12 protein-coding genes are annotated in these 14,876 nt (G+C 37.8%); 8 read left to right on the top strand and 4 right to left on the bottom strand.

The window, feature by feature from the left end; translation table 11 throughout:
* Window positions 1-179 precede the first annotated feature (179 nt).
* The 4 genes from J2Z23_RS05145 to J2Z23_RS05130 all read left to right on the top strand — a co-directional run bounded on the left by J2Z23_RS05145 (window position 180) and on the right by J2Z23_RS05130 (window position 6,123).
* On the top strand, window positions 180-1,808 hold the full coding sequence (locus J2Z23_RS05145; RefSeq protein ID WP_057986320.1) for an extracellular solute-binding protein: 1,629 nt from the start codon (window positions 180-182) through the stop codon (window positions 1,806-1,808).
* A 190-nt stretch (window positions 1,809-1,998) separates the two neighbouring features.
* Window positions 1,999-2,787 (top strand): endonuclease/exonuclease/phosphatase family protein, encoded by a 789-nt coding sequence (locus J2Z23_RS05140; protein WP_057986318.1) that lies wholly within the window; start codon window positions 1,999-2,001, stop codon window positions 2,785-2,787.
* An 18-nt stretch (window positions 2,788-2,805) separates the two neighbouring features.
* Window positions 2,806-3,564 carry an HAD family hydrolase gene (locus tag J2Z23_RS05135; protein WP_057986316.1) on the top strand — a complete coding sequence of 253 codons (759 nt, stop codon included), beginning with the start codon at window positions 2,806-2,808 and terminating at the stop codon, window positions 3,562-3,564.
* A 57-nt stretch (window positions 3,565-3,621) separates the two neighbouring features.
* On the top strand, window positions 3,622-6,123 hold the full coding sequence (locus J2Z23_RS05130; RefSeq protein ID WP_057986314.1) for a phosphodiester glycosidase family protein: 2,502 nt from the start codon (window positions 3,622-3,624) through the stop codon (window positions 6,121-6,123).
* Window positions 6,124-6,271: 148 nt separating this feature from the next.
* On the opposite strand, the gene J2Z23_RS05125 is transcribed toward J2Z23_RS05130, so the two are convergent.
* Together J2Z23_RS05125 and J2Z23_RS05120 are read right to left on the bottom strand one after the other, a co-directional pair.
* Window positions 6,272-6,898, bottom strand: coding sequence for a phosphatase PAP2 family protein (locus J2Z23_RS05125; RefSeq protein ID WP_057986312.1), 627 nt, complete (start codon window positions 6,896-6,898; stop codon window positions 6,272-6,274).
* A gap of 11 nt (window positions 6,899-6,909) precedes the next feature.
* Window positions 6,910-7,917, bottom strand: a complete 1,008-nt coding sequence (locus J2Z23_RS05120; protein WP_064468792.1) for an LLM class flavin-dependent oxidoreductase — start codon at window positions 7,915-7,917, stop codon at window positions 6,910-6,912.
* 210 nt (window positions 7,918-8,127) lie between these two features.
* Between J2Z23_RS05120 and J2Z23_RS05115 the strand changes: the two genes are divergently transcribed.
* Window positions 8,128-9,753 carry a Na/Pi cotransporter family protein gene (locus tag J2Z23_RS05115; RefSeq protein WP_057986308.1) on the top strand — a complete coding sequence of 542 codons (1,626 nt, stop codon included), beginning with the start codon at window positions 8,128-8,130 and terminating at the stop codon, window positions 9,751-9,753.
* 135 nt (window positions 9,754-9,888) lie between these two features.
* Window positions 9,889-10,179: a hypothetical protein gene (locus J2Z23_RS05110; protein ID WP_128738684.1), complete on the top strand. Its 291-nt coding sequence runs from the start codon at window positions 9,889-9,891 to the stop codon at window positions 10,177-10,179.
* Between the two features lie 72 nt (window positions 10,180-10,251).
* Here the strand turns inward: J2Z23_RS05110 and J2Z23_RS05105 are convergent, their stop codons facing one another.
* Entirely contained in the window at window positions 10,252-10,923 is a 672-nt protein-coding gene (locus J2Z23_RS05105) for a FadR/GntR family transcriptional regulator (protein WP_064468793.1), read from the bottom strand.
* Window positions 10,924-11,083: 160 nt separating this feature from the next.
* Window positions 11,084-11,782, bottom strand: coding sequence for a FadR/GntR family transcriptional regulator (locus J2Z23_RS05100; protein ID WP_057986303.1), 699 nt, complete (start codon window positions 11,780-11,782; stop codon window positions 11,084-11,086).
* Between the two features lie 298 nt (window positions 11,783-12,080).
* Between J2Z23_RS05100 and J2Z23_RS05095 the strand changes: the two genes are divergently transcribed.
* Window positions 12,081-13,028 (top strand): dihydrodipicolinate synthase family protein, encoded by a 948-nt coding sequence (locus J2Z23_RS05095; RefSeq protein WP_205634430.1) that lies wholly within the window; start codon window positions 12,081-12,083, stop codon window positions 13,026-13,028.
* Window positions 13,029-13,030: 2 nt separating this feature from the next.
* On the top strand, window positions 13,031-14,371 hold the full coding sequence (locus J2Z23_RS05090) for a sialidase family protein (RefSeq protein WP_057986301.1): 1,341 nt from the start codon (window positions 13,031-13,033) through the stop codon (window positions 14,369-14,371).
* The last annotated feature ends 505 nt before the right edge of the window (window positions 14,372-14,876 follow it).

Below are 14,876 nucleotides of genomic sequence, written 5' to 3'. Positions count from 1 at the left end.
CAAAGCTGATCAATCCATTTCCATAGCGGGAGAATATGAGTAGACTTCTCCGAAAAGCGAAGTATATTTCCGGAGCGGGGTATATGCACTTAGTACTTTCGTTTTCTCTTTGTGAAAACAATTTTGTCTCAGCCTCAGTCATCTTTATATAAATAAAATCACATAGGAGGGGTTTTATCTTGAAGCTTAAAAAGTATTCCATTTTTGCAGTTGTATTATTGCTAATCTTTTCCATCTTATCAGCCTGTAGTAGTGAATCCACTGGAAAAGGGGAAGAAAAAGGGGAAGATGGTGAAGCTAAAACCGCAAACTTTAATGAAGAAGGCTTTCCGATAGTAAATGACAAAATTAAGCTCACTTTTGTTGCCCCATCAGATGCAGCACCTGATTGGAATGATATCCTTGTCTACAACAAATATGAAGAAATGACAAACATGGATATTGAATGGGAAATGATTTCTAAGGATGGCTTGAAAGAAAAAACAAATTTGATGCTTGCGGGTGGAGACTACCCCGACGCTTTTCATAGTGTTGGTTTGTCTACACAAGACTTAATCACCTATGGTGGACAGGGTGTCCTCATTCCATTAAATGATTTAATTGATAAGTATGCTCCAAATTTGAAGAAAATTTTAGATGAAAACCCCGATATTAAACGTGGAATTACAATGCCAGATGGAAATATTTATTCATTTCCACGTATATTTGACCCAGAGTTTACCTCCGTTATGGCAGGATGGAAATTGTGGATTAATGAGGATTTTCTAAAAGCTTTGGATATGGAAGAGCCAACAACATTAGACGAATTCTATGAATACCTGAAAGCAGCGAAGAATGACGATCCAAATGGTAATGGGAAAGCCGATGAGATTGGTTTAAGTGCAAGTGGTGATAGCAATATTATTAATCTATTTAAAGGTTCATTCGGACTAGGGAATAGAGGAACTGCTCATCCTTATGTCGATATGGATCCTGAGAAAGATGAATTGAGATTTATTCCAATTGATGATGGTTATAAGGAAACACTTCAATATCTAAATAAATTATATTCAGAAGGACTAATTATTGAAGATTTATACACTGTTAAATCTGAACAAACGAATGCACGTGGAACAGATGGATTATTTGCAGCAACATTAACAACAAGTCCAGAATCTGGATATGGTCGCGAAGAATATATTGGGGCACAAACATTGGAAGGACCACATGGAGATAAGCTATATTCCAATTACCGTGCACCGCTTGTCCATACTGGGGCATTTGCCATCACAGACAAAAATCAATATCCAGAAGAAACGGTGCGTTGGCTAGATTACTTTTATGGGGATGAGGGAAGTAAGCTCTACTTCATGGGAGTTGAAGGTGAAACCTATGTAGAAAATGAGGATGGCTCTGTGGAATACTCAGATCTTATAAATAATAATCCAGATGGGCTATCTTATGTAGAAGCGATTTCTAAGTATATGACTTGGCGTGGAGTTACGTATCCAGGAATTGTAAAAGAGGAGTATTTTAAAGGATCAGAAGGTTTAGAATCCTCCAAAGCAGCAGCAGAGAAATTTGTTAATGACCGACCAGAGGAAATCTGGCCTCCATTTAATTATACAAATGAAGAAAGTGAAATCATGTCTTCTGTGGGTACAGATATTGAAGATTATGTGACTGAGTCCCAAGCCAAATTTATCACAGGAAAGACATCGTTTGATGAATGGGATAAGTATGTAGAAACCGTGAAAAAAGTTGGTTTAGATCAATATATGGAAATTTACCAAAATGCTTATGACCGTTATCTAGAACAAGCTCAATAATTTGAATCTATTTGGAATTGAATGGGGATGGGAGACACTCTCATCCCCGATTATGTGAACTCTAATGTCACCAGTTTCTTATTAAATGGAATGTTAATAGAGGCTTAATGTACTGGTATAATTTCTCCATTTAAAATTGGATTATTGAATTTTATAAAGGCATTAAACTATAGAGGAGGAAGCTTCTAATATGAAAATCGTACAATACAATATTTTGGATGGGTGCCGTACGAAGGAACGTTATGCCATGCTTTTTGAATGGTTGGAACAGCAGGAATTTGATATTGCTGGTTTTAATGAAGTGAATGATTGGACAGAAGAGGAATTTCAGAGGGAAATGGAAAAATTGGGAATGCCCCATACGTATCTTTATTTGATGAAATCGAGTCCCTATTCCATTGGGATTGCTTCAAAATTTCCCGTGAAAAAGGTTTATGCCACAGAGGCTCCTCCATTTCATCATGGCTTACTTCATGTGAAAATTCAGCAGATTCATTTTCTCGTAACACATCTTTCACCGTTTGAATCCACGATAAGAGAGAAAGAAACAGCAGAACTTGCTCGTTATATTCAATCTATCCAAGAGCCACTTATTTTAATGGGTGATTTAAACACTTTATCGCCACTTGATCAGGAATATTATCGAAAAAATCATACAAAAGATAGAATGATTCAACGGTCATTTTCCAAGCGACAACATATTGTAGATGGAGAGATTAATTTCTTGCCAATGCAGACTTTACTAGATGCTGGATTGCACGATATCGGAATTGGTGAGTCTTTGGATTATTCTCTACCAACAAAAATCAAAGGAGAATTACAAGAGCCGATTTATGTCCGAATTGACTATATGCTAGTTAATCAGGCGATGTTGCAACTAACTCCACAATCGATGATCATTCGTGATGAGTCTGTTAATACGATTTCTGATCACTATCCTGTGCTAGGCCATTTACAGGAGAAGTCGCCTAAAGAATAAAGGTAAGGAGGATTATGAATGAAGAAATATATTACGTTTGATTTGGATGAAACCTTGATGCAAAATCCATTTAGTAAGTGGGTTTTTCCCGAAATTGAAAGTTTAGTAGCCCCTCATATAACACTGAACGATGGGATATTTCCGGAAATTAGAAAAGAACATAAAAAACGCCTAAAAGAGAATAAAGATGTAGCTGCTTATGATTGGGATGGGATTTTAGAACAGATTTTGCTCGAGCAAAATATTCCGCTTACTATCAATATCGCAGAATTAGTACAAAAACATGCGGAAGATCCTAAAGTATATTTACTAGAAAATAATACCTTGACCGTATTAGCGGAATTAAAGAAAAAGGGCTTTTCCTTAGGAGTAGTGACAAATGGCTATTATAAATATCAATATCCTGTTATGGAGGCTATTCAGTTAGTTGAGCAAATCGATCGAGTGATCACACCTTGTAAAGTGGGCTGCGCGAAACCGGCCATGCACATGGCGGACCCGTTATTAAAAGATGGAGAAGTAATTGCTCATGTGGGAGATCGCTTAGATCATGATGTATATTTTGCTAATCAATTAGGAGCGATATCCATCTTAATCGATCAGCGAATGCCGGAAAATCTGAAGTTACTCACTCCCGAGCAAAGAGTGCAGCAACACGACTATCTAACAGAAATCTTTCAAAGAAAGATATATGGGGAACTGCTTCCTAGGGAGCAGTATAAGCCAAAGCAGATTATTCATTCTATTGAAGAATTGCTTGAAATTGAATGGGAGTGACAAATTTAATCTAAGTCTTAATCTTTTTATACTATTAAACCTAAAAAGGGTGATTCCATGCGAATTAGAAAAGGGTTGAAGTTATTAACAAGTATATTGTTGCTTACTACTATCATAATTGGTCATCAGGCTACAGCTACACAAGCAGGCGATCATGAGGAAATTATAGTGAATGAGGAGTACCAAGTCTCTCCTGGTGTGTATCATAAAAGCATCAAATGGAAAGAAGGAGATACCCTCAACTCGCTTCGTATGATGGAAGTGGATCTTCAAGATTCATTTGTTCATTTCACGCCATACTCATCCAATGGAAAAGTCTATGGGCTAGAAACAGTTGGAAATACCATTGATGAGATGGGAGAGCAAGGAAAGCAAGTGGTTGGAGGAGTGAATGGTGATTTCTTTAGCTCTGTTGGTATCCCATCAGGTTTACAAATTGTAGATGGAGAAATTTATACATCCCCACGAAGTATAAAAGCACTTGTAGCTATTTTTCCCGATGATTCCATTAAAATGGAACATTCTGTTGAGATGATGGCCGAATGGAAGGCAGAAAATGGAGAAGTTTTGGGGCTAGACATGGTCAACCGTTCAAGAGTCGCTACACATAATGATCGTGCATTTTTATTTAATGACCGTTTTGGGGAATCTGCCAAAACCCCAGAAGGTGGGGTAGAAGTCATACTGGACGTAGGCGAAGGAAGCGACCGTTTTATTGCGGGACAAACTATACAAGGGACTGTGACATCTGTCGAGGAAACAGCAGATACCAAACTAGAAAAAGGAAAGATTGTTTTATCGGCGGTAGGAACAAAGGCAGATTGGATCATGAAGAATATAGGAGTCGGAGATGAGGTTAATATTGACCTCAATTTTACAAAAAATATTAATCAAGCAAAAGATGTTGTCTCAGGTAATTCTACCTTGGGGACAGTTCTATTAAAAGAGGGCAAGATCTGGGAAGAATTGCTTGAAGATAATAAAAATAATACAGAAAAACATCCACGGACCATGTTAGCTATAAAAAACGGAAAATTATATATCTTCGCTGTTGATGGCAGACAGGAGGGATATTCAGATGGCATGACTTTGCCAGGTGCTGCTGCCTATTTGCAGTCATTAGGAATGGAGGACGCAATCAATATTGATGGTGGAGGATCCACCACTTATTATGTTAGACAACCTGGCGATGTAAAACCGTCCTTGCAAAATCGGCCTTCTGATGGGCTAGAGAGACCTGTAGGAAGTTCCTTATTAGTTATTTCTAAGGCACCACAGCAATCAGAATTGGCAGGTATTCGTTTGTATCCTTCTACCGACCTCAAAATCGTATCTGGAAGTAAGATAAGATTGGAAGCCAAAGGGTATGATGGATACATGAATCCAGTAGCTGTTGAATCCAAATCATTGCAATGGTCTGTGAATGGTGAGGTTGGTGAAGTTGACCGTTCTGGTTTATTTGTAGCGGGAGAAGGAAAACTACAGGGGCAAATTACTGTGCAGAAAGAGTCCAGCTCGGATACGAAAAATGTGAGAGTTGTAGATGAGATTGCAGCATTAAAAATCTCACCAACATCTTTTGTCATAGAGCCTGGGAGAGCTCAAGTGTTTTCTGCAAAAGCGTATGACGAAGCAGGTGAGGAAATCTTTATTTCCTCTAATGTGCTTGAATGGTCTGTGGAAGGGAACATTGGTGAAATTTCAGAAGAGGGAGTCCTACAAACGGGGAATAATACAGCGGCAGGGAAAGTTATAGCGCAATATCACGATCTCCGTGTCGAGACTTTAGTAGAGGTAGGTCCTTCACCGATTATAGAGGATTTTGAAGATGAGTCTCATATTCGTTCCAATGAAGTGCGTACAGTGCCTGGTTCCGTTCAAATGAACCTTGTTTCAGAACCAGAATATGTATTATATGGAGAGAAATCTGCACAATTGAGCTATGATTTTACCGGAACAGAGGGGACTTCAGCTGCATATATTCAATTTTTAGATGATAATGGCGACCTTGGGAAGGAAGTAAAGGGTGAACCAACACGATTTGGTGTTTGGGTTTATGGGGATCAGCAATACCATCATTTGCGATTGGGGATTACGGATGGCAATGGCCAGAATGCTTTATGGAATATGACGACCATTGGTGGAGTGAATTGGACAGGATGGAAATATGTTTATGCCACTGTTCCAGAAGAGACAGTATTCCCCCTGAAAGTTCGCTACTTTGCTTTAGAGGAAAAGAATAAGAATAATAAAACAGCCGGCATGCTATACTACGACCAATTTGAAGCTGTGTATTCGGATCCTGAGCAAAAGCCTGATATCGAGTTAATGTTAAAAGATATGATCCAAACAGGTGATATTCAGCATCCACTGGCGAAACAATTAACGAACAAATTAGGACAGGTTTATCATCATTTGGATAACGGTTCTCAGAAGCAAGCCCAAAAGTTTAGCAATGATTTTCTAGAGCGTGTGAATGATCCAAAGAACAGTAAAATGATCTCCAAAGAAGCGCAACTTGAGCTAAATCAGAAAGCGGTCGATGCATTTAATTTTTAAACAACAAAAAGGCTAAAAGATGCTTGCAACGCCTAATAGAATATGTCTAACGGCTAATAGAACACTAGCACCGTCTAATAGCTCATGTCCAATGGCTAAAAGAACACTAGCAACAGCTAATAGAAATTTAAGAAGGCTAGCGGACCTGCTAAGAGGAATCCGCTAGCCACTTATTACGGATAACACGGAATAGATAGAGAAGGGAAACTAGTAATAAATAACCTAAGGATAGGCCCGCGAGCACATCGGTAGGATAATGAACCCCTAGATAAAGCCTGCTTATCACAATAAGGAAAATAGTTATCCCGGTCACTAGAATCCAAAATAATTTCCAGTTGGATTTTGGCTTAAAAGTAGTCATAAATAAATAGAAAAGAAAGCCAAGCACAGCAATGGAATTCATCGAATGTCCGCTGGGGAAGCTATAATCCTTTATTTCGACTAATGGATGTAAGGAAGGTCGGTCTCGTTGGACCCACTCTTTTAGTAAAAAGTTTAACCATCTTGAACCCCAGAATAAAGTCCACAGGCAGACAAGTTCCAGAAAACACCTTTTATAGACCAAGTATAGAGAAACCCCGATACAAAGAGGAAAGAGAACCCTAATGGAACCAATTTCGGTTATAATCGTAAAAAATTGGTCGAAAAAGGGTGTACGAATATCTTCGAAAAATAATAGAATCTTTAAATCAAAGTCGATCAGTAAAGGGATTTGAAAAGCAAAGATTAGCCCAACGAAGAGTAAAAGGCTTAAAATCACTAAAAACCATTTCACATCCAATCCCCCTATTGAACCATCATGTCTGCAATAATTTTATATGAGCTTAGGCGTGCTTCTTGATCAAAGATTTGTGAGTTGATAATAATTTCGTCGGCTTTTGTTTCCTCTATAAACTTTGATAATTTTCGGTGTACTGTTTCCGGGCTGCCGACAATTGTAGAACGGGAATCAAGGGTTTTTTCAATATGTGCTTTTTCGATAGGTGACCAAATTTCCTCCATATTTTTAATCGGTGGCTTTAAAGGAGTTGGCGCATTTCTAGCTAGGCTTAAAAATTGCTGCTGTTGGGATGTTGATAGCCACTTTGCTCTTTCATCTGTATCTGCCGCAATGATATTAACTCCGAGCATAACATATGGTTGCTCCAACACTTCTGATGGTTGAAAGTTTTCTCGGTAGATCTCTATAGCAGGCAAAGTAAAGTCTGGGGAAAAGTGACTTGCATAGGAAAAGGGTAACCCTTTGTCTGCGGCAAGACGAGCACTAAATCCACTTGAGCCTAGTAACCAAATAGGAATATTTAATCCTTCTCCAGGAATTGCACGGACCCGAGCACTACCTGCAAAGTATTCTTCCAATTCTTCAACTTGCAAGGGAAATTCCTCCGCGCCTCTTTGTAGAGTTCTTCTTAAAGCGTAAGCTGTTGCCTGATCACTTCCAGGGGCGCGTCCAAGCCCTAAATCGATGCGCCCGGGGTATAAAGATTCCAAAGTACCAAATTGCTCTGCAATAACCAAAGTCGCATGGTTTGGTAACATAATTCCCCCAGCACCAACACGGATTTTCTTGGTTGCACTAGCAATATGTCCAATGAGAACAGAGGTAGCAGAGCTTGCAATGCCAGGCATATTATGATGTTCTGCTAACCAATAACGGTTGAAACCTAATTTCTCCGTAAGTTGGGCTAGCTGAACGCTATTTTTGAAAGATTGCGTCGCATTACTACCTTCCGTAATGGGAGCAAGATCCAAAACAGATAAAGGAATGCCTTGAAAGTATTTTATTTGGTCCATACGCTTCTCCTCCTAAATTAGATTAAGTAAAGAATAATGTGAAAGAAAATTTTCGTCCAATAATTGCACTCAATACTAAATGTTAAGCGATTGCACGAATATCTTTACACAATCTTTACATTTCTTCATATTTACTTTTCCCACGTTCTTCATTAAGATGAGGAAGGAACGAACAATGTCGAATAAACTACTTAAAATAGGGGAGAAGACATGGACTTGCAAACATTGCTTTTTACATTTTTCGGGGGGCTAGGGATCTTTCTTTATGGAATTAATTCCATGGGTGATGGTCTTCAAAAAGTTGCAGGTGATGGATTAAGAGATTTACTTGATCGATTTACAACCAAGCCTATTATGGGTGTTTTAACAGGGATGGTTGTGACAGTCTTAATTCAATCAAGTTCAGGAACGACCGTATTGACGGTTGGACTTGTAACAGCCGGATTCATGACCTTGAGACAAGCCATTGGGGTAATAATGGGGGCGAATATTGGTACAACCGTTACGGCCTTCATTATCGGTATCGATATAGGCTCATATGCATTACCGATTCTTGCCTTAGGTGCCTTTTTAATTTTCTTCTTTAAAAATCATAAAATAAATAACTTTGGACAGGTATTTTTCGGCTTTGGTGCTTTGTTTTTTGGCCTAAATTTAATGGGAGATGCGATGAAGCCGCTCCGAGAGGCACAAACTTTCATCGATTTAATGGTTAATTTAGGAGAAAATCCAATTTTTGGAGTGGGAGCCGGGGCTCTTTTCACGATGATTGTTCAAAGTTCGTCAGCTTCTGTTGCGCTTTTACAAGCATTATTTGATCAAGATGTCATTAACTTACAAACGGCCTTACCGATTTTATTTGGAGATAATATTGGTACGACGATTACGGCTGTTTTAGCAGCCATTGGTGCTTCTATTTCAGCTAGAAGAGCGGCCTTAACTCATGTTCTTTTTAATCTGATCGGTACAATATTAGTCTTAATATTCCTTGGACCATTTACACATTTAATTGAGTTTTTCCAAAGTTCCCTAGATTTAAATAATAAAATGACAATTGCTTTTGCTCATGGAACCTTTAATGTGACGAATACAATCATTCAATTTCCATTTATCGCCGGTCTTGCTTGGCTTGTGACAAAGCTTGTTCCAGGTGAAGATCAAAGAATTGAGCATAAAGCGATTCATTTAGGCGAGCAATTTATTCGCCAATCTCCATCAGTTGCTTTAGGTCAAGGGAAAAAAGAAGTATTGCGGATGGCAGAGTTGGTAGAACAAGGGATGACAGAAGTCGGCAATTACTTTAGAGAACACGGAAAAAAGCAACGCGAACTATTACCTCAAATCGAGGATGCTTTAAATAATTTAGACAAGACAATTACCGAATATTTAATGCAAGTTTCCTACCATTCTTTGTCAGATCAAAATTTAAAGACACATCATGTTTTAATGGATACAGTGATTAACCTTGAAAGAATAGGGGACCATATTGAAAATATAATGGAATTAGTTGATAACCAAATCCATAATAAGGTAAAGTTTTCAGAATCAGCCTTAAAAGATTTAGAAGAAATGTTTGAGTTGACGGTCTCGACATTACAGCAAGCTATTCATGCATTAGAAAATGATGATATTGAGCAAGCAAGAGCAGTATTAAAGAAAGAAATTCAAATTGATAAAATGGAGAGAGATCTTCGTAAGCAACATATTCGTCGACTAAATGAAAATCAATGTACAGGAACAGCTGGGATCGTTTATGTCGATATTGTAAGTAACCTAGAGAGAATCGGTGATCATGCTGTGAATATCGCAGACGGGGTCATTGGAGAAGAAGAATAATCCTTGATAAAAGCTCCCTTTCAGTGAAAGGGGGCTTTTATTATGAATATTGATTTGTTATGGTAAATATATTAACTATTGTGATTTTATTGTCAATACCTGTATCCGTGATTTACTTATAGGGGGTGCTTTGAAGTGAATAGGAGGTTGATGGTTGGCTTTCTCACAATGTTCATTTTCTATCTAAATATCCTAGTTCCACGAAAGCCAAGCCAACCTGTTTCATCTTTTGATGTGAGTGAATTTGGTCTTATTGGCCCTGTTCTCACTTTGTATACGAAAGAGCGAAGTATAAATTTATTTACAGCGATCAGTGAAGCCAATGGTTATTTTGTTCCATTGGGAGCGCTAATCCTAACACTTTTGTTTTGCTTTTTAATTGCAATTCTCATCATAAAGCGTTTGAAGAGTAAAGCAACCTCATGACAGATACTGTTGCCCCTCAATTACGCAAAGAACCCTAGTGGGAAAAGAGAGAATATTTCCCCCTAGGATAGTTTACTTTTTCGGTCGCTGTAGATGAGCTTCAAGTACCGCTATGGCTTGATCGCTGTGACCTTTCTTGATGGCTTGTAAAATCATATTATGCTCATTTACAGTGACAGATTTTTCTTCCTGCGTAAAGTGAATAGCAGGTAATTCAGCAAAATAGTGCACGATCGTATCCGCTAGTTGAATGAATAAACTGTTTTGCGTGGCCTCCATTAACCCAGTGTGGAAGGCGGCATCATATTGTTGAAATTCCACGGGATCATCCGTTAGTTTCATTTTTCGTACAAGCTTTTCCAATTGCTCAATTTGCTCGGGATTAGGCTGTTGAGAAATCTGTTCAATGGCTGCTTTTTCTAATAGGAGACGAAGTTCGAGCAGCTCTCCCGTTTTATCATTATTTATTTTCCAAAAATGAAAGAGGTGTTGGAAAATTAACTGGGGATCATCTGTATTAACAAAGGCACCTTCCCCCTGTCTAATTGTAATGATCCCGGTTGCTTCCAAAGATCTTAATGCTTCCCTAATAATGACTCTACTAACCTCCATCTTCGTGGAGAGTTCCCTTTCAGATGGCAGACGATCCCCTGTTGTTAATTTATTTTTAAGAATATATTCCTTTAAATCATCACTAATAATTTTACTTAAAGTAAAGCGTTCATTCTCCTGAATTGGTTTCATTGATATCCCCGCCTACTAGAATTAATTAATCAAACAAAATCTTGGATAAATTTTGATAGAAAAAAGAGAATATCTGGTAATACCATATGATCTCCTTTCATATTATACCAAGAAGAAACTATTAAAGTAAAAAGATACCATATTAAAGGTGTTTGTCTTGTTATAAATCTTTACTGTTGCTCCCTTCACTCAACGAGTCGTAAAGATGACTCAAATGCCTTCTCATTGCTTGTTTAGCAGCTTCTATCTCTTTTTTTTGTATTTTTTCTATAACCTTTTTATGCTCTTTATAAGATATTTGATATTCTTCGAGATCGACAACTTCTTCTAATTGATTCGCTTGAAAGTACTCATTAACAATGTAGGAAAGCTGAATATAGGTGTCATTTCCGGTCGCATCAAATAAAGCTTTATGAAATAGCCGATCTTCCTCTTTTGGTCTTTCTCCATTTTGGGCCTTCGTCAATATTAAATCATTCCATTTTTCCATTTGCGCTATCAAATCTGTTTGGTGATGTTGGATTGCAAGCTCGATTGCACCGAGTTCAAGGACAATACGTGCATCAATTAACTCTTTGAATTTTGTTTTGTCGATGGTAAGAAACGGTGAGATATTTTTTAAATAGTTTTGCAGATGAACCTCTGTTACAAAAAGGCCAACTCCAGGTCTTATTTCAATAATACCTTGCGATTGAAGAGATTTTAAGGCCTCCCTAACGGCCGTTCTACTTACGCCAAGCATTTGAATCATTTCCTTTTCAGAGGGGAGCTGATCACCTGATTGATATTGATGTTCCGCGATATGGGTCTTAATTCGTTCAATCACAATTTCTGATAATGTTGGTTTACGTTTTCTCATTTTTCTCTTCCTCACAATATATTTTTTAGATTTATATCTGAGAGTTTAGCAATGTTGGATAGTCGTGCTATTTTTCCGCATCGATGCGAAAAGGCTTTATAATAAAATAATAAACTCTATCCGTAGTAAAATGAAAGGCAATTGACCTTTTTAAAGAAAATAGAAAAATTTAACGAAATGTTCTTGACAATCCAAATGAAAGCGTTTAGCGTTAAGTTAACATTAATTGGTAAGACCATACTACTTATTTTATTTATGTGGTCCTACCATATTATAACATCAATGATAGAGAAAAGAGATGAATTTAATTATGGTATGGAATATTGAACAGTTTAAGGGTGTTTTTGTGGCCATGTATTCGGCTTATGATGAGGCTGGAGAAGTAAGTGAGAAAAGAGTTGCTGAATTAGCCCAGTATTATGTTGGTTCTGGTATTAAGGGGTTATATGTAGGAGGAAGCTCAGGAGAAGGTATTTTGCAAACAGTAGCCGAACGTAAAAAAGTGTTAGAGGCAGTTGTGAAAGCAGTTGGGGATCAGTTGACTATTATCGCTCATGTAGGGGCAAACTCGACCAAGGAAAGTGTTGAATTGGCTCAACATGCGGAAAAATGCGGTGTAGCAGCGATTTCTTCAGTTCCATCCATCTATTATCGATTGCCAGAAGAATCAGTTGAAAGTCATTGGCAGGCAATGATTAATGCTACATCATTACCATTTATTATTTATCATATACCGCAAACAACAGGATTTGACTTAAGTCCAACGCTGTATAGAAAAATGGTAGTTCAAGAAAAAGTTATTGGGATTAAGATGTCAGCCGAGAGTGTTTATGAGCTGCAGCAGTTAAAAGCAAATGCTGGTAAGGAATTTTTAGTATTTAACGGTCCGGATGAGCAATTTTTAGGTGGTAGAATCATGGGAGCAGATGGTGGAATTGGTGGGACTTATGGAATAATGCCTGAATTGTATTGTGAATTGGATAAATGTTTTATTGCAGGTGAAATTGAAAAAGCGCAATTTATTCAATCAAATATTAACCGTTTTATAACGAGACTATTAACATTTCCTTCCTTGTATGGTGCCTGTAAGGCCATTTTAAGTTTAAGAGGTATTGAAACGGGTTCTCCTCGCTTACCACTTCTATCAGTTAAAGAGGAGAATTGGAGCGAGCTAAAGGCCCTTAATCTTGAAATTGAGGAATTGATTCAGGTTTTGACCGAGAAAAGTGATGAGTTGGGGGTATAAACATGACAAATATTCATAAACAAGCGGTTTTTTATCCGGATTTGGCTGGTTCAAAAGCTTATCGAATTCCATCTATGATCACAACGAAAGAGGGAACGGTAATTGCTGGTATTGATGCAAGAATCGTAGATCAAAGGGATAATCCTAATAAAATTGTTGCGACTATAAGGCGTAGTGAAGATCATGGTGAGTCATGGGAACCTGTGCAAAATTTAGTAGCTTTTGCGGGCGAGGGCCTAGATGGAGCAGCAGCGATTGATACATCGTTACTACAGGATGAGGAAACAGGATCGATATTTATGATCTATTGTCATACACCTGGTGGGATTGGCTTATGGAATAGTGTTCCTGGAGTTGGATTTGATATTAAGGGACGTAAAAAACTATATGATCATGAAGGAAAGTTATTTCTATTGGAAACAGATGGTAGGGTTCTAGATGAAGATGGACAGGAAACTGATTACTCAGTTGATGAAGATGGCGAAGTATTCAAAGGGAAGGAAAGAAAAGGGAATATTTATTTAAAACAGGGGATTGATTTAAATGAGAGTTTGCTAGAAGAAAGAACTTCTTTTTTGCATATTATTCAAAGTGATAATGATGGTTTAACATGGTCAAAACCAAGGGAACTCAATCTTATGGTAAAAGAAGAATGGATGCGATTTATCGGCTCAGGGCCTGGATTTGGTATTCAAATAAAACATGGGGATAAAAAGGGCCGTTTAATTTTTCCGATTTATTTTTCTAATGAAACTGGCTGTTTGTCTTGTGCTTGTATTTATAGTGATGATCATGGTGCTACATGGCAGCGGGGAGAATCACCAAATGATGGTCGAGTACTAGATGGAGAGAAACTGACAGCAGAAACAATTTCAGAAGAAAAGCAATTTTTAACGGAATCACAAGTGCTTGAACTACCGACTGGTGAGTTGAAATATTACTTACGGAATCATTATGGAAGACAAAGGACAGCTGTCACATCAAGTACAGATGGTGGAGAAACCTGGGGAGAAGTTCAATTTGATGAATCACTGCTTGACCCGATTTGCCAATCAAGTGTCATTCTCTATCCAGATCTTGGCGATGGCAAAACGCGTGTTTTATTTTCAAATCCTGCTAATGAGGAGAAAAGAATTACAGGCACGATTCGCTTAAGTGAAGACGGCGGAAAGACATGGCCATACAGCAAGGTGATTGAGGATGGTTATTATGGTTATTCATGTTTAACGGTGATGAAAAATGGAGAAATCGGTGTTCTCTATGAACGCATTCATGATCATAATGACTGGAATAAAATGGATATCCAGTTTGCTTCCTTTTCGTTAGAGTGGTTGAAGTCATAACGAAGCATTATTGTATAAATAGGAGATATGGGCATCTATCTAAGTATAATGTTAATGATGTTCCTTCTCCTTTTCTCAAGTGCAACCAAGGATTGATATTCCTGCCCAATTTGAACTAATAGAAGCTAAACTAAAAGGAGGATGTTGATCTTCTATAAACGTAAAAGTGATTGCTTCTTGCTCAGCTAGTCTCTCTCGCGAGGGATGATTGGGCAAGATTTCTACTCCATAAAATTATTTTTTACTACAAGCGTAATATTCTTACCAGAAATTGTTGCAAAAGGGAATTAAGGGTATAGCGACTCTTTTAGGAAATTTAAATATCGTAATTTTCCGTCAAATTCGTTTTCAGATAATAAAGCATGACTTAATTATCGTCAGCAATTTGGACTTATTAAATTTCTAGTACGAGGAGCATTCCTGTAATGAAGAAATTTGAGGATTGAACAAAAAAGAGCCCTCTTGGTATAGTACAGGGTGTCATGATCATGACCCCGAAATTAAA

The sequence above is a fragment of the Lederbergia galactosidilytica genome, assembly GCF_017873565.1.
Classification (GTDB): domain Bacteria; phylum Bacillota; class Bacilli; order Bacillales; family Bacillaceae_C; genus Lederbergia; species Lederbergia galactosidilytica.
Note: the sequence above shows the minus strand (reverse complement) of the source record. Positions and strands in the feature narration are given on the sequence as shown.